Below are 18168 nucleotides of genomic sequence, written 5' to 3'. Positions count from 1 at the left end.
ATCCTGATAGTGGGATGTCTGCAAGCACACTGCCTACTTTTATTCCGATTAATCAAAGCAAAGATATTGTCATTTTTATTGATGGAGAGTTACAGATTTTTAAAAAGGCACCAGTAGAAATCAATGGAAGAACCTTGGTTCCATTACGAGCCATTTTTGAGGCCCTAGGAGCTAGAGTAGACTGGGATGAAGCGACCCAGACGGTGACTGCAATGAAGGATGGCACGACCATTAAGCTTACCATTGGTTCCAAAGTCGCTTATAAAAATGGTAAGAAGCTAAATCTGGACGTCCCTGCGCAGTTGTTTAACGGAGATACGACCATGGTTCCAATTCGATTTGTCAGTGAAGCATTGGGTGCCAAAGTTGCTTGGGATGGATACTCGAATGCCGTCATTATTAGTAATGATTAGTACAGCTACTACCTATTTGTTGTTCTTCCTTTACTAGCTTCTTTTTAAAAAAAGTCACTTTGATTATCATCCGGAGTAAGGGGTGGTAACAGGTGACTTTTTTACATTTTGTTGATTCATAACCTGTATGCATGAAAATCATGCAAATACGTAAATTGAAGTCATAACTAACTTGCAGTATGATACATAAAAGGTAAAACAAAACAACAAAACGGAGACGTACGATATGGAATGGCAACAAATGTTATATTTTCGCAAAGTGGCACAGACGCAGCACATTACACAATCGGCAGAAATGTTAAATGTGTCTCAGCCTGCTTTAAGTAGATCAATTGCACGTTTAGAAGAAGAGTTAAACACGCCTTTGTTTGAACGAAAAGGGCGAAATATCGTGTTAAATCAATACGGTGAGCTGTTTTTAAAGCGAGTGGAGCGAGCTATTCAGGAGATCGAGGAGGGCAAACAAGAAATTCAGGACTTGATTGACCCAGATCGCGGTAAGGTACGTATTGCCTTTTTACATTCACTAGGAATTGAAGTAGTACCTGAATTCATTCGTTCGTTTCGTTTGCAATATCCACAGGTTAGTTTTCATTTACATCAAGCAGCTACTGAGCAGATTGTGGAGCAATTAAAAACGGGTTTAATTGATATTGCCCTTTTTTCCATGATAGAACCGATGGACGAAGTACATTGGGAGCCTCTACTTACGGAGGATTTGTATCTCATTGTTTCCAAGACCCATCCGCTAGCAAATCGCACACATATTGATTTAAAAGAGATTGCGAATGAACCCTTTATTTCCTTTAAGCAGGGCTATGGACTTCGGACGTTGACAGATACACTTTGTATGCAAGCAGGCTTTACTCCTGATGTAACCTTTGAAGGAGAGGAGATTGCTACTGTTGCTGGTCTCGTGGCTGCTAAATTGGGAGTAAGCCTTGTTCCAGATGTAAACGTGCTAGATAAATCAAAGATTTCGCTCCTTCGTGTGACAAATCCAACCTGCAAACGGATCATTGGGATAGCTTGGAAAGAAAAGCGTTATTTATCGCCTGTGTCTAGAAGGTTCATTTCTTTTGTAAAAGCGCACTATATCTAATTTGTGTGTAAGTACACCTGACTTACATCTGTTTCCTATCTGAACAAAAGAGAGGATTTACATCATGGGTTATATCAAGCAAGGCTCGCGCGCATTTCGCCGTACCAATATAGCGTTATTTGCGGGAGGATTAAATACATTTGCTATCCTATACTGCATGCAGCCTTTGTTACCTGAATTTACCAAGGAGTTTCAGATTTCCCCTACTCTTGCCAGTCTTTCGTTATCTGTGACTACGATGGCTTTAGCTATTAGTTTATTATTTCTCGGCTCGTTGTCAGAGGCGTGGGGACGCAAACCGATCATGATGGTTTCCTTGATTGCTGCCTCTCTGCTGGCAGTATGTACGGCGTTTAGCTATCAATTCCAAATGTTACTTGGTCTCCGCGTTTTGGTCGGTATGGTGCTTGCTGGATTGCCTGCCATCGCGATGGCTTATCTGGGCGAAGAAATTGATAGCAGTAGTTTAGGAGTAGCGATGGGGCTATACATCAGCGGGAATTCCATTGGAGGAATGAGTGGACGAATCATCACTGGAACTTTAACCGATTTGTTTAACTGGCATGTAGCTTTGATTGGAATCGGTGTGCTGAGCTTATTGTGTACGATTTTGTTCTGGGTCATGCTGCCACCTTCTAAACATTTTGCACCACGTAAATTAGAGGTGAAGACATTAGCACGATCGCTCTGGAGCCATTGCACGGATCATCGATTGCTTTATTTGTATGGGCTTGGATTTCTGTTAATGGGTAGTTTTGTTACGTTATACAATTACATCGGATACCAGTTAATGGAACCGCCATATTCTCTTTCTCAAACCATCGTTGGCTGGATTTTTATTGTGTACTTGGTCGGAACGTTTAGCTCCACGTGGATGGGGAGGATGGCGGACAGACTTGGGCGTGCTAAAATGCTTTGGATGTCTTTGTTTATCATGCTTGGGGGAATTGGACTTACATTAGAACCCCATTTATTTGGTAAAATTGCTGGAATTGCAGTCTTTACATTTGGGTATTTTGGTGGTCATTCCATCGCCAGTAGTTGGGTAGGAAGATTAGCCACTCATGATAAGGCACAGGCTTCTTCCTTGTACTTATTCTTTTATTATGCCGGTTCCAGTGTAGGTGGAACGGTTGGTGGTTTATTCTGGTTGTTATTTGGATGGACCGGCGTTGTCGGAATGATTGGTGGATTCATCGTGCTTGCTTTCATTTTATTGATGAAGCTGTCTCATGTAGAGAAATCTCCAGCGACATTGCGTATTCAGTAGCTCTACTTTTTGATAGATAAAAGGCAAAAAGGACAGGATGCATAATGGCTCCCGTCCTTTTTGCGTTTGTAACAAAAATGGATTGTCATCTACCTCTAGATAGAATTTATTTTACCAATTTATGACGCAGCGCTAGAACGACGGCTTGCGTACGATCATCAACATTTAATTTTTGCAAGATACGATGTACATGTGATTTCACAGTACCCTCTGAGATAAAGAGATTTTGGGCAATTTGATCATTGCGATAACCGAATGCTAATTGTTGCAAGACATCCTGCTCCCGTTCTGTCAGTTCATCGAGGAGTAGCAAGTTATCCCCGTTCGCATGAATTGTCTCTGTTTCATCTGGATTGATTACGGCGTTCGCTTCGGATTTTTGACTTTTTAATACCTCAGCCAACGCTTTTGCTGCTGTTGCTGTGTGAAAAGAGGCTTCTCCATTATGCGCACGTCGGATTAAATCTAGCATCTCTTGAGAATCGGCATCTTTTAGCATGTAGCCCACCGCACCCGCTAGAATGCCGTCAACGACGTAATCATGATTATCGAATGTGGTTAAAATCAGTACTTTCACCTTGGGCACATGCTTAACAATCTCACGTGTCGCTTCAATGCCCGTACACTTGGGCATTTGTACGTCCATGAGGATGACATCAGGACACAGCTTGCAAGCTAATTGAGTAATCTCTTCTCCATCAGCCGCCTCTCCGATAACCTCCATATCCTCCTGAACATTAATAACATACCCAAGACCTTGTCGGATCATCTTCTGATCGTCCGCCAGCATGACTCGAATCTTTTGGTGTCTGTGATCTACCATAGCTATGAGTTCCCTTCTTAAGATGAATGGTGGTAAGGAACCGTTGCTGTAATTTCAAAACCAAAGGGTTCCCTAATCTGATATCGCAGCGTTCCATGTAATTTAGTAATACGTTCCTTCATACCAGATAAACCAAAACCGGGTATAAATCCTTCCAGGGAAGGATTTTGGCCATTATCGTGAATCGCTAAAACGATAGAATCAGCCGTCTTTGTAATTTCAACCCAAATAGCTGTAGCGGTAGAATGACGCAATGTATTAGTGATGGCTTCTTGTAGGATTCGATAAAAAACAATTGTTACTTCGTTCGTTAAATCCATCTCTTCTTCATTTGTAACAAATATACAGGACAAATCCGTATTTTTCTCTGTTTGGGACAAAAGAGCTTGCAAAGGTGTTAAGCCAAATGTCCTTTTGTCGACTGCGAGTGTATGAACGGAACCACGAATATCCTCCAAGCTCTGTTTTGCTACATCCAGCATATTATTGACAGCCATTTGAGCATCGTTTGGACCAGACTTCAACATATATGTAAGCGCATGTAGCTGCACAATAAGAGAAGTCAGACTATGACCTAAAGAGTCATGAATATCGCGTGCAATCCGGTTTCGTTCCTCCAACACAGCTACTTGTAATGTGTTTACAGCCATTTCTTGCAATTCATTATGCGCATTCTGCAATTCATTATGTGCTTGTTGCAATTCTTTTAAATGCTGTTGATTTAATTGATACGCCTCATGATGAGAACGATATCCTCGCGCTCCCAAATAGCATCCGATAAAGGAAAGTAAAAAAGGAGCAACATGTGAGGTGTAGCTATGGGTGCTCCAGATGAGTAAAACACTGGTAACCACACCGAAAAAGATAGCTAAGGGTAGCGAATATTTTTTATCAATTCGAAGACCAATGATGATCCCAAGTAGGATGATCATACCAAACCCTTCTGGTCCTAGATAGATGCCTTTAAACAGGGTGACGCCCCCAACCAGCAATAGAATCAAGGTCATTTTTTTAGAAGGCAATTGAATAGATGATGTCCAAAACAAAATCAGATACCAGCAGAACAATATAACGGAAAAAATAAATTGTATGGGCGATTCATGGTTATAGGAGCTAGGTAGCCATGTCAAAAGAGATAGGGCTAAGAACCAGACCAACAGGAGTCGTTTGCGGAGGGCGAAAATTATGTTAGCAATCAAATATAAGCCCACCCTTCTGGAAAGTTTCTCTGCAACTTGTTCACATTCTATTGTAGCATGGGGTGTCTTCTATCTCTAGATAGACGCCTTGGTGTTAATTTTTCCATCCCTCGATAGATTTGTCTATTCGGCATTGCCATTACAATGAGAATTATGACATTTCGTATTGCGAACAATTGACCAACGGCAGGAGGTGGCTTGGATGGAAGAGTTGATTACCATGGCGAAACTTCTCAGAGAAGCGAGTGCTCTTTTTACATGTATCACACGTGAAGAACTAGAGAGCAAGGATATTACCTGGCAGCAGGTGCTGATTCTAGAGCAAATTGTACACAGCCCGAAAACCATTGGGGAAATCAGCAAGGCTGTTAGTCTTTCGTACAGTACGGTATCTGGATTAATTGATCGCCTTGAACGAGATAACATCGTCAAAAGGCTCAAGGATAAAAAGGATAAACGAATGGTTTGGGTAGCGATGTCCCAACGATTTGATCATGCGAATGATTTCGCGGTACACCAGACGGAAATGGAGACGTTTGAGCAAAAGACTACACAGATGATTTCATCCCTCCATGTCTTGCAAGAAATGTATACGACCAAAAAAAGAGTAACTAGTTAAGACATTGATGAGGTGAAAAGAGAGTGAATATATCTGAAGTGTCGGTAAAACGACCTGTTCTAATTATCATGTTGACCATTGCAGTCATGATCTTTGGGATGGTATCTCTGCCAAGATTGGCGATTGATTTATACCCAGATTTAAATTTTCCCGTCGCAGTTGTCGTAACGTCCGTGGACGGCGCGGCGCCAAGCGAAGTGGAGAAGCTGGTAACCAAACCGATAGAAAGTGCGGTAGGGACTGTTTCAAATTTAAAAGAAGTATCATCTATTTCAATCCAAGGAGCATCGCAGGTTATTCTCAATTTTAATTGGGGCACCGATCTGGATCAAGCTACATTGGAATTACGTGATAAAGTGGATCGGGTGCGCCAACAGTTGCCATCCTCTGCCAAATCGCCGCAAATTCTGCGTATTGATCCAAACAGTATGCCGATCATGACGTTTGCCTTGACAGGTGAAGATGATGTAAACCAATTGAAGAAGATAGCAGAAGACACCATTCAAAACCGCTTGGAAAGAATTGATGGTGTGGCTGGGGTAAATTTGGTCGGCGGTCAGGATCGCGTGGTAGATGTGGTGTTAGATCCGGCAAAAATCTCGTCCTACGGATTAACCATTGATCAAATTCAACAGGCGATTGCTAGCAACAACTTGTCTGGCTCAGGTGGTGCAGTACGCGAAGGAGACGGGAAATTTAATATTCGTGTCCAAGGTGAATACGATAGCGTTGCTAAGATTGGATTGACCCCGATTCGCATAGGTACGGGTTCACTTCGCTTACAAGATATTGCTACCTTAAATGATACAACCGCAAAAATAAGTCAGTTTAGCTACGTCAATGGAAAGCCTAGTCTAGGTATAACCATTACAAAAGCATCTGGCGGAAATACGATTCAAGTAGCGGATGCCGTTACACAAGAAATGAAAGAGATTGAGAAAACATTACCTTCCAATCTGAAAGTAACAACCACGTTGGACTCGTCCACGTTCATTAAAGATTCAATCTATACCACAGCGGAACATGCGCTGTTAGGTGGTTTGTTTGGGATTATCATTCTGTTCTTTTTCTTAGGTAGCTTCCAATCGATGATCGTTGCGATTATCGTGCTACCCATCTCAATCATATCGACATTCTTGTTGATGTATGCGACAGGTCAGACGATTAACTTGATTTCCTTATCGGGTTTGACGCTCGGTCTAGGGTCGCTCGTTGACTTTGCGGTCGTAATGCTAGAGAACATTTTCCGTCAAAGGGAAAAAGGCAAGGGTATGGTGGAAGCAGCTCTGGATGGTTCTAAAGAGGTAGGTACAGCTGTTATGGCTTCTGCCCTGGCACAGATATGTGTATTCTTGCCGATTGCGCTCGTTGATGGTATCGCGGCAGAAATTTTTAGACCACTTGCTTTAACTGTTGTGTATTCCCACATCGCAGCTTTGGTCTTCTCGATTATTCTAGTACCGATGTTAAGCTCACGGATTTTGAAAAAAGTACCGGAACATAACAAACGGGACGGATATCGTGGTATGAACCCAGTGATCTGGTTTAACATTGGCTTCCACAAGGTAGAGAATGGCTATAAAAAGCTGTTGGACATTTCTTTACGTCATCGCAAAACGGTAACGATTGTCACTGTTGCCATGCTGGTAGGTTCGGTAGCGCTGACGCCATTGGTTGGTGCAGAATTTATGCCAGGAATGGATCAGGGACAAGTCACTATCGATATTAAGATGCCAAATGGTACAGTTTTGGAAGAAACACAAAAAGTGGCCCTACAAGTGGAAAAGATAGCGGTAAAAGTACCGGAGCTAGATATTCTTAGTACCTCAATTGGTAGTGGTGGTTCGGCAGCAGTAGCAACTTCTACCTCTAACAAGGCAACCGTTGATTTAAAATTGGTCGAAGTAAGTGAGCGCAAACGTTCCACTGAAGAGATTATGGCAGATTTGCGGACACAAGTAGCTTCCATTGCTGGTGCTGAAATTAAGGTGAAAGAACAGTCAGCTGGTATGTCGACAGGTTCTCCACTGCAAATTACTTTACGTGGTGATGATATTGAAGTATTAAAAGATGTGAGCGGGATTATTAAACAAGAAGTGATCAGCGTTCCGGGAACCAGCAATGTCATTACTACATTGGATGACACCCAACAAGAATTTGAAGTAAAGATTGATGCGGAAAAAGCAAGTATGTACGGACTTAGCTCTGGACAGATTCTCACCGCTGTTAACACTGCGTTTAACGGACAAACGGTGACAAGATATCGTACTGGCGATGATGAAATCAATGTGCAATTAAAATGGCCTGAGCAATATCAGGAAGACACGAATTACCTGAATAACTTGCGAATGACTGCACCAGGTGGAGCACAGGTGGCCTTGTCTTCTGTGGCTGTGATTAATAAAGTAGAGGCACCGCTATCTATTAATCGCTCTAATCAGACTCGTGAAGTAAAAATTACAGGTGAGTTAGCGGGTCGTGATTTGAACTCAGTTACTACTGAGGTAAAAACGAAGCTAAACAATCTCTCCCTACCAGATGGCTATAAAATTGACTATGGCGGAGAGAGCAAAGATATGATGGAGTCATTTAGTAGTCTCGGCTTGGCTGTCATCTTGTCAGTGGTTTTACTGTATATGGTAATGGCTGCTCAATTTGAATCTCTATTTACGCCGTTTATTATCATGTTCTCGATCCCGCCTACCTTTGCAGGTGTAATGCTGGGCTTATTGGTCACCAATACCCCGATCAGCGTGTCCGTGTTTATTGGATATATTCTATTAATTGGTTTGGTGGTAAACAACGCCATCGTATTAATCGATTATGCGAACCAATTGCGAGACAAAGGCATGAGTGTGAAGGATGCTATTTTGGAAGCAGGGCCAGTACGTTTGCGTCCGATTCTGATGACGACATTGACGACCATTCTGGCAATTGGGCCGTTAGCTTTTGCCACAGGTTCTGGTAGTGAATCTCAAGCTCCGATGGCCATCACGGTTATTTTCGGTTTAAGCTTTGCTACCCTCATTACCTTGGTGTTGGTTCCAGTCGTTTATACCTGGTTCGATGATTGGTCTTCTAAACGAAAACAAAAGAAAGAACAGAAACGACAAAAGAAACAACAAGCAACGATTCAGATAATGGAATCTTAATGGCGTAAGAGATGGAGGAGGGGGAAATGAAAGTGAAAGCAAAAATGAATAAACAAATGATCATAGTAGCAGTATCCGCTCTGTTTCTAGTAGCGGGATGCTCGAATCAATCGGCGGAGAATACTCCCGCAGAACAGACGGAGAGCGTAACCCCTGTTCAAATAGAAATGTCTAAATTAGGAAACGTTTCTTCTGAAGCAGGTTTTACGGCGAAATTGGCGCCTAGTCAAGAAGTACAGCTAAGCCCAAAATTGTCTGGGAAAATTACGTCCCTGCCCGTGAGCTTAGGGAAATATGTAAAGCAAGGGGAAACTTTGTTTAGTATAGATGAACAAGATGTGATTAATTCTATTAAGCAGGCGGAAGCAGCATATGAGGTAGCCAAGGCGAGTTTGAACCAAGCAGGTAATAGCTCCAGCCAAGGTCTTGAACAAGCAAAAAATGGATTGAGTCAAGCGCAAACAGCTTTGCAGGACGCAGAACGAGACCAACAGCGTATGCAAACGTTATTTAATCAAGGTGCCATCTCTCTTCAGCAATATGAACAAGCAAATACACAACTTGCCAATGCAAGAACGGCGTTTGCCAATGCTCAAGAAAGCGTAAAGTCAGCTAATCAAATGTCAGCGGTAGGTGTATCAGAGGCTTCGGTGAAACAAGCCGCTGTGAGCTTGGAAAATGCTCGGACACAAATGGGAAATGCAGTAGTAAAGGCCCCGTTTAGCGGCTACATTTCTAGTGTCAACGGTACGATCGGTCAGGTGGCTTCTCCGCAAAGTCCGGTTGTTACGTTAGTTAATACCAATCCGCTTGTTGTGAAAGCAAATCTGTCGGAACAGGATATTACACAGGTAAAAGTGGGCCACGAGGTAAAAGTGGATATTACTGCAATTGGAAAAGAAATGACAGCTAAAGTAACGGCTGTCAGTCCGGTGATGGATCCACAGCTTAAATCGTATCCTATCGAAATTTCTATTCCTAATCCAAACAACGAATTGAAAGCAGACATGGTTGTAAATATGAAGCTGTTAGGTCAATCAGGAAAAGGGCAGGAAAAGGTAGTTGTTCCACGCAAGGCTATCTTTGATCGCGATGGCAAACAGTATATCTACGTCGTGGAAGGTGAAGTAGCAAAACAAATCGAGGTAACCACAGGAGAAGGTTCCACCGAAGCAATCGAAGTCCTGACTGGAATAAAAGCAGATCAACAGGTAGTAGTGAAAGGACAGACACTGTTGAAAGACGGTAGTAAGGTGACTATCCAGAAATAAGGCATAAAAGGAACTAACTGAAGGTAATAGAGTGATGTTGAAAAGGAAAAGGCTGTCACGTATGTTGTGGCAGCTTTTTTTGATGCAATTTAATATATCTAGTATTCGTCCTAAAAAACATTTGTAAAAGTACATCGATTAACATATAATGGAATTGATAGGTTATTTTTACTAGTTTTGTTCAATAGAGGGAGGTTTATTTTATGAAAAGAAAGGTTCTTCCTCATCTTGTACTTACTACAGCGATTGTAGGTTCACTCGTTTTGATTTCAGCACCAAGTACTTATGCTGAAAAGGGTATTGGAAAAATTCCAGATCAAATGCTGTCTGGAACAGTGATTGAGTATGACGATTCTAACAATATGATTGTGATTGAAGAAGGAGAAGAACTTGCCCCAAATAAGAGAATTCATGGGGTTCAAAAAGAGGAACTTTCTGCATCTGAACTAGCAAAATTGAAAGAAGAAGAAGCTTTTGTTCAGAAAATTTTGGATGAGGCTAAAGAGCTTCCTGTCTATCATATAGAAAATCCAGCACCTCAGCCAGGCATGAAAGTTATCTACGACGGTGAGGGGTTCATTAAAGATATTGTCTATCCCACTTCAATTCAGGAAGCTGACGAGGTAAAACCACTAGCTTACAAAGCTCTGCCGAGAGGAACGCGTAAAGCTGCTGGTACATATACGTACGGTGCTAATGACAATTCCATTGTGATTTCGGGATCAAAATCAGGCAGTGTTCTAGGTACAGGAAGGATTACAAATTTTACGGATACAACAGGTGAAAATAGCAATACATTGGAAAAAGGGGATTGTGCAACAAAGGGCGACATTGATAATCCGAAATATAATACAGTTATCTATGCGCGCAATTTGGATAATGATAAAGCAGCTACGGTAAACAAGAAGGATAATGGTAAGTTACCAGATGCTGTGCTGGACATTTGGAAAACAGGTGTTGAAAATTTTGGACTGAAATGGGATAAAAGCCTTTCATTTAATGGTAGATATTATTATGAGTTTTAAAAATTTCAGGATGGGGTTTTATGCCCTATCCTCTTTATATGTAAAGAAAGGAAAGTGGACATGAGCAAGAAGAAATTCTTATTAATGATTGTAACTATATTGACTTTCGTTCTTTCAGGATGTACGAAACCTACTGTAAATCCCGTACCCCCAACTAAGACTTCCCAAAGTGAAAAAACTAAAAAACAGGGTGACTATTTATCTATTACATACACCGAATATGTTAATGGTCAGGATACAACTAATGGGATGATGATGCGAGTAACGACCTTTGATTTACAGTCTAAGGTCATGACCAAGCTGGCTGATATTCCTTATACATCTCAATATCCATTTTCCATTGCGTCACTTATGGATAATAAAATTTACTACTCAGCAGATGTACAAAATAAAGGTGATCAATTATTCGCGTATGATCTACAGACGAAAAAGGCAGAACAGTTATCAGACGAATTATTTGCCATTAACTATATTGTACCTACGACTGAAAAAGGACCTATCGTGATGGCAGCGGTAAAAAAAGGCGATCGTGTCCTCAAGACCGTTTTGTATGACAAACAGAACCATCAGATAGAGTTCATACATGATGAAGACCTTGATGGCAACACTTGGGCTGTTTCTTACAATAAAGAGGTAAATAAAACCTATCTTGCCCGTTATTCAGAGAACGCAATGAAAAAGCAGCAAGGTATCTCGAATAAGCAGCAAATAGCACTGGTTCCACCCGATTATACCGTTGTTGAATTAGATAACGAAACGAAAACAGAGCGACCCGTCATTTCTTTGAAGAATGAACAAATTAATTCTTTGACCAGCAGTGGTCATCAGTTATTACTTGTTACCTCTCATCGTATCAATCTTTCTCCTATAGAGTATAGTCTCGTAGATATCATGTCCGGTAAGAGAACCAAGCTAGATCTTCCCATTTCTTCTAGAAGTGATGTCTATCTTTCCCACGACGGCAAGGGTATCTATTACCTTGGCAGTACTTCCACAAAAGACTTGAACGAGGGTCGTGGGATTTATTACTATGATTTTGCGACAAAGAATAGGCAACCTATCTTTTTACAGAAGAACGGGTTTATCAATAACTTTATGCTCGTGTCTAGTAATGTTAAAAAAGACTAAAGGGTGAGGGAGGTTCTGGAGGATGTGACCAGTCTAAAATTTTAGAAAGGAATAATCGTCAATATGATTGGTATAAATCGGGAATTAAGTGGGGTCACTTACGATGAAATTGAAAGAATAACCAAATTTAATAAGCAGTTCACCCCAAAAAATTAAGTTGGCCAACAACTTCGATTCAAAGTCGTTCGTCTTTTTTAACAAAAAACTCCTGGTTGTTGGACGCAACTCATCCTAATTTTCATGTAAAAACCGAACAAAGCGTGCATCTCGCCATATGTGGAACCACCAGATCACATTATTAAAAGATAAAATAACGTTGTCCAAGTGGCACATAAGCAACCGGTTGACATGAAAGCTCTTCACCATTTGCAAATACTTGATACGTTTTTGGATCAACTTCAATAGTAGGTAAGGCATTATTCAATTTCATATCTAATTTACTTACGTTTCTTATATGATGGACAGGTGAGATTATTTTCTTCAGTCCTAACCTCTGTGGAACACCAAGATCAATACTTGCTTGTGACATAAATGTAATGGATGTAGAGTAATTTGCTCTTCCATATGAAGCATACATTCTACGCATAAATACTGGTTCTGGGGTTGGAATAGAAGCATTAGGATCTCCCATTTGTGCTCGTGCAATCATACCACCTTTTAAGACAAGATCTGGTTTAACACCAAAGAACATTGGGTCCCATAAAACAAGATCTGCCAATTTCCCTTTTTCAATGGAACCTACTTCATGGCTTATCCCATGCGTAATAGCAGGATTAATTGTATATTTTGCAATATAACGTTTTGCACGGAGATTATCGTTTCTTTCTTCTTTAGAAAGAGGTCCTCTTTGCTTTTTCATTTTATCCGCTGTTTGCCAAGTGCGAATAATAACCTCGCCAATACGTCCCATGGCCTGAGAATCTGAAGACATCATACTAATAGCTCCAATATCATGCAAAATGTCTTCGGCCGCAATTGTAGCTGCACGAATTCTCGAATGACTAAAAGCAACATCTTCTGGAACATTTGTATCTAGATGATGACATACCATCATCATATCGAGGTGTTCTGCCATTGTATTAATTGTGTAAGGCATTGTCGGAGTTGTAGAAGATGGTAAAATGTTTGAGTAAGAAGCTAACTTCATAACATCAGGGGCATGTCCACCACCAGCTCCCTCAATATGGTACGTATGAATAACCCGATCTCCAATTGCTTCAAGTGTCGTTTCTAGAAATCCCGCTTCGTTTAGTGTATCTGTATGAATGGCAACTTGAACATCTGTTTGTTCTACAACATCCATACATGTTTGAATTGCCCTAGGAGTTGTGCCCCAGTCTTCATGAAGTTTAAGCCCAACGGCTCCGGCTTCTATTTGCTCAAACAAAGGAGCCTTATGAGACGCATTCCCTTTTCCTAAAAAACCTACATTGACAGGGAATTCTTCAGCTGCCTCGAGCATTCTTTGAATATACCACTCTCCTGAAGTGCAGGTAGTAGCTTTGCTGCCAGTAGCAGGTCCGGTACCTCCTCCAATTAGTGTTGTTACTCCTGAGGATAGTGCTACATCCATCTGTTGTGGACAGATAAAATGAATATGTGTATCCACACCACCAGCAGTTAATATTTTTCCTTCCCCTGAAATGACTTCGGTTCCTGCACCTATTACCATTTGACTATCTACATTATCCATGATATCAGGATTACCACTCTTACCGATTCCGACAATTCTTCCATTTTTTATACCAACATCTGTTTTTATAATGCCTGTATAATCTAATACAACAACATTTGTAATGACTAAATCAAGAGCACCATTTCTTCCAGTTATTTTTCCATTCTGTCCCATTCCATCTCGAATTGTTTTTCCGCCACCAAAGATAACCTCTTCACCGTAAACCGTACAGTCTTTTTCTATTTCTATCCACAAATCAGTGTCTCCAAGACGTATTTTATCTCCAACAGTTGGTCCAAATAACTCAACATATTTCTTTTTTGAAAGTTTCATGATAAAACCTCCTTTGTTAACCAACCGAACTCTTTTAGTTTAGTAGCGGTCTTTTCTTTTCCTCTAGCATCCATAAACCCTTCAGCCATACCGTTTAAACCGTATACAGTTTTTCGTCCACCAAGCATAACAAGGTTCACTTTCTTCTTTTCTCCCGGTTCAATTCGAATTGATGTGCCGGAAGGGATATCCAAGCGCATACCAATTGCTTTTTCTCTATTAAAGGAAAGTGCCCGATTCACTTCTGCAAAATGAAAATGGGAACCTACTTGGATTGAACGTGAGCCAGTATTTTTAACCATTAATTCGCATGTCTCTCTCCCTTCATTAATTGTAATTGTGCCCTCTTTAATTTGAATTTCCCCTGGTTTCATATTTTAGCCTCCATTGAAATTGGTTGATGAATTGTTACAAGCTTTACACCATCTGAAAATGTTGCTTCAACTTGAATACTCTCAATCATTTCGGGTACACCTTCCATTAGATCATTTGAGGTAAGCACATGCTGTCCCATTTTCATTACCTCCTCTACCCCTTTACCATCACGTGCTCTTTCCATAACAAAACATGTCAAATATGCAATTGCTTCTGGATAATTCAGTAAAACACCACGTTCCTTACGGTCTTTTGCAAGTTGACCAGCAACAACAATTAATAGTTTTTCTTGCTCAACTGGTGTTAATCTCATTTGGTAACCCCCTATTTTAAAATTACATTATGTAAAAGACGAATAAGTTGTATTATAAAATATATCAAAATAATATAAAATTTGTAAATTTATTTTTTAAATTTTTTATGTTAGATTCTGTCAGCGCATTATTACTATCAAGAAAAAGAATTTGGAATTTTAATGTTGAATCTAAAGAATCATTTTCAGTGGAATGCTGGTACAATAAGGGGAAACTAAAAGGGGGAAGGTTATGGCAACATGGGATTTATCGAAAACAAAGCATCATATTTTGCTTTGCAATGGAGGTAGCTGCATGCAAAAAGGTGGCGAAGAAGTCACCGTGGCGATTCGTCAAGAGATAGCGCGGCTACAAGCAGATGAACAAATTCATACAACGCGTACGAAGTGTAATGGACGTTGCGAGGATGCCTGTGTCGTGGTGGTATATCCAGATGGAATTTGGTATCAGAATGTTCAGCCTGAGGATGCGGGAGAAATTGTAGGAAAACTTGTTCAGGGACAGTATTATCAGGATAAAATTAGCCATCGGTATCGCGGTGATGGATTTGTACGAAATGAAAAGGTAGCGCTTGGCGTAAAAAAATAAGTGATAACCACTCTCGGTATCTCGGTTATAGTGAAACCATTCATTTCCTACCATACACATAATGAAAAAACAGGCTTCCTGATTAAGGGAAGTCTGTTTTTTGTTTGACTAATAAAAATTGTAACAAATTACTATCTAAGGGAAACGCAACTATCGCATGGTCTTTGCCAGAGATTTGGCAAAGCCAAGTTTTTTATGATGAATAGTAGCACTGATATATCAAATTAGAGAGCTGGTTCAGAGGTGAAAATCTCACTTGAATCTTTTACATTGATTTGGTTGTGTAGGGTACCTAGTCCATTCAATGTTTCGTTATGGTGGTCAATGATAGAGATGGCATCCAAGGTAGGCGTATTCGCCGTTGAATGGCAATCGCTCACTAGCGTAACATCATAGCCACGCGAGACAGCGCTACGGCAAGCTGTATCTATGCAAAATTGAGTTTGAAAGCCAACGATAATGAGATGCGTAATGCCCAGATTTGTAAGTTCTTCATGTAAAGGCGTTTCATAGAAAGAATCGCATGCCGTCTTTTTGATAACCGTCTCACCTTCAAGAGGTGCAACGTTAGGATGAATTTCAGTCATATGCGCTCCTTCTTCAAAAGGAGTGCCAGCTGGACCAATATGCTGAACAAACAGGACAGGAATGTTGAGCTCACGAGCTTTTGCTTGTAATGAACTGATTTTGCCAACTATTTCTTCCCCATGATAAGAATGATAAGTAATGATGCTCTGGGTGTCTACAATAACCAGTGCTGTTTTATCGGTCATATAGGTGATCATCCTTCCTTATTTAGGCTTACTTATAAGTATACAACAAATAAAAGTGGTGAAATACAAATAATACAACAAAAAGGGTAAAACATTGAGATAGTGACGGAAAAGGGACCTTTTTCGTCAAAAGATGAAGAAGAGTGTAAAGGAAAGATACGCAGAGCTTTTCTTTTACAAAGATAAAGGAGGAAAGCTTATGACTACTATCATGATTATTGAAGATGATCCTAAAATTGCGGAAATGTTGCGAGCGCATATAGAGAGGTATAAATATCAAGGAGTTGTGGTTAGAAATTTTGATCACATTATCGATAATTTTACGGAATGGAATCCAGATCTTGTGTTGCTAGATATTAATTTGCCTAGCTTTGACGGCTATTACTGGTGTCGACAGCTTCGAACGCTTTCGACGTGCCCGATCTTGTTTATATCGGCTCGGAGTACAGAGATGGATCAGGTGATGGCACTTGAGTACGGTGCGGACGATTATATTACCAAACCCTTTCATTATGAGCTGGTTATGGCTAAAATTCGTAGTCATTTACGCAGAGCCTATGGTGATTATGCACCCAAGATGGAGGAACGAATGATCGAGCAGACAGGTCTGAGACTTTATCCAGAAAGATTAGAAGTAAGGTTGAAAGAAGAGGGGATTTTGTTAACCAAAAAGGAAGCGATCTTGCTGGAGGCTTTGCTTAACGCCTTTCCTCGTGTATCCAGCCGGACTAAGCTCTTAGACAAACTATGGGATGATCAGGCATATGTAGATGATAATACGTTGAGCGTGAATATCACTCGTTTGCGAAAAAAACTGGCTGAGTTAGGGATTGAAGATGTAATTGAGACGGTCCGGGGGGCAGGATATCGCTTACAGGTCACGTGGAACAATGGAGGTGATAGAAGGTGAAGGAACAGGGAAAACAACAAGAGAATCCACTAGGGGAAAACGAGGTGCGAGCAGATATGAACACGCCCTCCCTTTCATGTTCACCTATATACAAACAACATGTACGGCTATTCTTACGTGAGCATGTTCCGCTTATTGTGTACTCTTATATCTTAATGTTCCTTCTTTTGCTTGTCTTTTGGTTTGATGGCTATGACCATGTTCTGACGGCTTTATATGCTATTTTTTTAGGAACCTTTTTTTTAATGATGTATCTTACGTACCGATATGTGAGCCACCGTTCTTTTTATCTGCGTCTATCTCAACCACTCGAAACGATGCATGAGTTTATGTCAGAATACAACCATGCACCGCTCCCGGAAGCCTTAGAAACCTTATTGGAGGCCCAATATAGACGGTATCAAGAACAGATAAAGAACTGGGAACGACAGCATCAAGGTCACATTACCTTTATGAATCAGTGGGTACATCAAATGAAAACTCCTTTATCTGTCATTGAATTAATTACGCAAAAGGAAGATGACGAGCGGTTTGAAAGTATTTCTGAAGAGACGGATAAGCTACGCAAAGGGTTGGAAATGGCATTATACATTTCAAGACTGGATACGTTTGAACAGGATTTTAGCGTGGATCGCGTACAACTTTTGCCAATTGTAAATAAGGTTGTTCACGATAACAAGGGTTTTTTCATCAGAAATTATGTCTATCCCGACGTAAAAATAGAAGCTACATTAACCGTGGAAACAGATGCGAAATGGCTTGTCTTTATGCTAGATCAGTTGTTAACGAATGCGATTAAATACTCAGCAGGCACGCGAGAAAAGGTGACGATTTCTGCCTATGCACAGGGTGAGGCCGTTGTTTTGGCAGTACAGGATAGAGGGGTAGGCATTCCCTCTGCTGATCTTCCACGTGTGTTCCGTTCCTTTTTTACGGGAGATAATGGGAGAGAGTTCAAGGAGTCAACAGGAATGGGTCTTTATTTAGTCAAGGAAGTAGCAGATAAATTGAATCATGCGGTAGAAATACAGTCAGAAGAGGGGAGGGGAACGATTGTGCGGGTTATTTTTCCGTACGCGTCTCGTCGCCCTTAGATTAGGTATGGACTTACGTGAAATCTTACAAACATGTAAGGAAAATGAAAGAATGTTTTATATGAACATCTCCCCCAGTTGATTACACTGGGTAACAGAATGAA

Annotated in this window: 16 protein-coding genes and 1 pseudogene; 11 read left to right on the top strand and 6 right to left on the bottom strand. The window is 40.8% G+C overall.

Features of this window, described 5'->3' with window-relative positions; translation table 11 throughout:
• Window positions 1-14 precede the first annotated feature (14 nt).
• From EEL30_25460 to EEL30_25450, 3 genes are all read left to right on the top strand, one after another.
• Window positions 15-413, top strand: a complete 399-nt coding sequence (locus EEL30_25460; protein ID QDX95887.1) for a copper amine oxidase N-terminal domain-containing protein — start codon at window positions 15-17, stop codon at window positions 411-413.
• Window positions 414-639: 226 nt separating this feature from the next.
• Window positions 640-1515 carry a LysR family transcriptional regulator gene (locus EEL30_25455; protein QDX95340.1) on the top strand — a complete coding sequence of 292 codons (876 nt, stop codon included), beginning with the start codon at window positions 640-642 and terminating at the stop codon, window positions 1513-1515.
• Window positions 1516-1579: 64 nt separating this feature from the next.
• Window positions 1580-2785 (top strand): MFS transporter, encoded by a 1206-nt coding sequence (locus EEL30_25450; GenBank protein ID QDX95339.1) that lies wholly within the window; start codon window positions 1580-1582, stop codon window positions 2783-2785.
• A 106-nt stretch (window positions 2786-2891) separates the two neighbouring features.
• Here EEL30_25450 and EEL30_25445 read toward each other — a convergent pair whose 3' ends face one another.
• Together EEL30_25445 and EEL30_25440 are read right to left on the bottom strand one after the other, a co-directional pair.
• Complete coding sequence (locus EEL30_25445) at window positions 2892-3608, bottom strand: DNA-binding response regulator (protein QDX95338.1); 717 nt, start codon at window positions 3606-3608, stop codon at window positions 2892-2894.
• Between the two features lie 17 nt (window positions 3609-3625).
• On the bottom strand, window positions 3626-4807 hold the full coding sequence (locus EEL30_25440; GenBank protein ID QDX95337.1) for a sensor histidine kinase: 1182 nt from the start codon (window positions 4805-4807) through the stop codon (window positions 3626-3628).
• Between the two features lie 202 nt (window positions 4808-5009).
• Here EEL30_25440 and EEL30_25435 point away from each other — a divergent pair, with 202 nt between their 5' ends.
• The 5 genes and pseudogenes from EEL30_25435 (at window position 5010) to EEL30_25415 (ending at window position 12002) form a co-directional block, all read left to right on the top strand.
• Window positions 5010-5426, top strand: a complete 417-nt coding sequence (locus tag EEL30_25435; protein QDX95336.1) for a MarR family transcriptional regulator — start codon at window positions 5010-5012, stop codon at window positions 5424-5426.
• 23 nt (window positions 5427-5449) lie between these two features.
• Window positions 5450-8578, top strand: a complete 3129-nt coding sequence (locus EEL30_25430; GenBank protein QDX95335.1) for an efflux RND transporter permease subunit — start codon at window positions 5450-5452, stop codon at window positions 8576-8578.
• 26 nt (window positions 8579-8604) lie between these two features.
• Window positions 8605-9849 (top strand): efflux RND transporter periplasmic adaptor subunit, encoded by a 1245-nt coding sequence (locus tag EEL30_25425; GenBank protein QDX95334.1) that lies wholly within the window; start codon window positions 8605-8607, stop codon window positions 9847-9849.
• Between the two features lie 203 nt (window positions 9850-10052).
• Window positions 10053-10448, top strand: a pseudogene (locus tag EEL30_25420) (hypothetical protein).
• Between the two features lie 1317 nt (window positions 10449-11765).
• Complete coding sequence (locus EEL30_25415; protein QDX95886.1) at window positions 11766-12002, top strand: hypothetical protein; 237 nt, start codon at window positions 11766-11768, stop codon at window positions 12000-12002.
• A 298-nt stretch (window positions 12003-12300) separates the two neighbouring features.
• Here the strand turns inward: EEL30_25415 and ureC are convergent, their stop codons facing one another.
• From ureC to ureA, 3 genes are read right to left on the bottom strand one after another with little or no spacing between them, the layout of a single operon-like run.
• Complete coding sequence (gene ureC / locus EEL30_25410; protein ID QDX95333.1) at window positions 12301-14010, bottom strand: urease subunit alpha; 1710 nt, start codon at window positions 14008-14010, stop codon at window positions 12301-12303.
• Complete coding sequence (gene ureB, locus EEL30_25405) at window positions 14007-14384, bottom strand: urease subunit beta (GenBank protein QDX95332.1); 378 nt, start codon at window positions 14382-14384, stop codon at window positions 14007-14009. The genes ureC and ureB overlap by 4 nt, the downstream gene beginning before the upstream one ends.
• Window positions 14381-14698 (bottom strand): urease subunit gamma, encoded by a 318-nt coding sequence (ureA, locus tag EEL30_25400; GenBank protein QDX95331.1) that lies wholly within the window; start codon window positions 14696-14698, stop codon window positions 14381-14383. Before ureA ends, ureB begins: the two co-directional genes overlap by 4 nt.
• A 232-nt stretch (window positions 14699-14930) precedes the next feature.
• Between ureA and EEL30_25395 the strand changes: the two genes are divergently transcribed.
• Window positions 14931-15287, top strand: a complete 357-nt coding sequence (locus EEL30_25395; GenBank protein QDX95330.1) for a (2Fe-2S) ferredoxin domain-containing protein — start codon at window positions 14931-14933, stop codon at window positions 15285-15287.
• A gap of 224 nt (window positions 15288-15511) precedes the next feature.
• On the opposite strand, the gene EEL30_25390 is transcribed toward EEL30_25395, so the two are convergent.
• Window positions 15512-16060: a cysteine hydrolase gene (locus EEL30_25390; protein QDX95329.1), complete on the bottom strand. Its 549-nt coding sequence runs from the start codon at window positions 16058-16060 to the stop codon at window positions 15512-15514.
• 199 nt (window positions 16061-16259) lie between these two features.
• On the opposite strand from EEL30_25390, the gene EEL30_25385 reads away from it, so the two are divergent.
• Together EEL30_25385 and EEL30_25380 are read left to right on the top strand one after the other, a co-directional pair.
• Window positions 16260-16970, top strand: a complete 711-nt coding sequence (locus tag EEL30_25385) for a DNA-binding response regulator (protein QDX95328.1) — start codon at window positions 16260-16262, stop codon at window positions 16968-16970.
• Between the two features lie 56 nt (window positions 16971-17026).
• Window positions 17027-18064, top strand: a complete 1038-nt coding sequence (locus EEL30_25380) for a sensor histidine kinase (GenBank protein ID QDX95885.1) — start codon at window positions 17027-17029, stop codon at window positions 18062-18064.
• Window positions 18065-18168: the final 104 nt, after the last annotated feature.

This window comes from Brevibacillus laterosporus (genome assembly GCA_007833815.1).
Lineage (GTDB): Bacteria > Bacillota > Bacilli > Brevibacillales > Brevibacillaceae > Brevibacillus_B > Brevibacillus_B laterosporus_D.
This window is presented reverse-complemented; position numbering and strand designations above follow the sequence as displayed.

Excerpts from the sequence above, each read along its gene's own strand:
- EEL30_25450 (QDX95339.1), top strand. The coding sequence starts at position 1,580 with ATGGGTTATATCAAGCAAGGCTCGCGCGCATTTCGCCGTACCAATATA.
- EEL30_25415 (QDX95886.1), top strand. The coding sequence starts at position 11,766 with ATGTCCGGTAAGAGAACCAAGCTAGATCTTCCCATTTCTTCTAGAAGT.
- EEL30_25435 (QDX95336.1), top strand. The coding sequence starts at position 5,010 with ATGGAAGAGTTGATTACCATGGCGAAACTTCTCAGAGAAGCGAGTGCT.
- EEL30_25460 (QDX95887.1), top strand. The coding sequence starts at position 15 with ATGTCTGCAAGCACACTGCCTACTTTTATTCCGATTAATCAAAGCAAA.
- EEL30_25445 (QDX95338.1), bottom strand. The coding sequence starts at position 3,608 with ATGGTAGATCACAGACACCAAAAGATTCGAGTCATGCTGGCGGACGAT.
- ureA (QDX95331.1), bottom strand. The coding sequence starts at position 14,698 with ATGAGATTAACACCAGTTGAGCAAGAAAAACTATTAATTGTTGTTGCT.
- EEL30_25425 (QDX95334.1), top strand. The coding sequence starts at position 8,605 with ATGAAAGTGAAAGCAAAAATGAATAAACAAATGATCATAGTAGCAGTA.
- EEL30_25455 (QDX95340.1), top strand. The coding sequence starts at position 640 with ATGGAATGGCAACAAATGTTATATTTTCGCAAAGTGGCACAGACGCAG.
- EEL30_25380 (QDX95885.1), top strand. The coding sequence starts at position 17,027 with ATGAACACGCCCTCCCTTTCATGTTCACCTATATACAAACAACATGTA.
- ureB (QDX95332.1), bottom strand. The coding sequence starts at position 14,384 with ATGAAACCAGGGGAAATTCAAATTAAAGAGGGCACAATTACAATTAAT.
- ureC (QDX95333.1), bottom strand. The coding sequence starts at position 14,010 with ATGAAACTTTCAAAAAAGAAATATGTTGAGTTATTTGGACCAACTGTT.
- EEL30_25390 (QDX95329.1), bottom strand. The coding sequence starts at position 16,060 with ATGACCGATAAAACAGCACTGGTTATTGTAGACACCCAGAGCATCATT.
- EEL30_25385 (QDX95328.1), top strand. The coding sequence starts at position 16,260 with ATGACTACTATCATGATTATTGAAGATGATCCTAAAATTGCGGAAATG.
- EEL30_25395 (QDX95330.1), top strand. The coding sequence starts at position 14,931 with ATGGCAACATGGGATTTATCGAAAACAAAGCATCATATTTTGCTTTGC.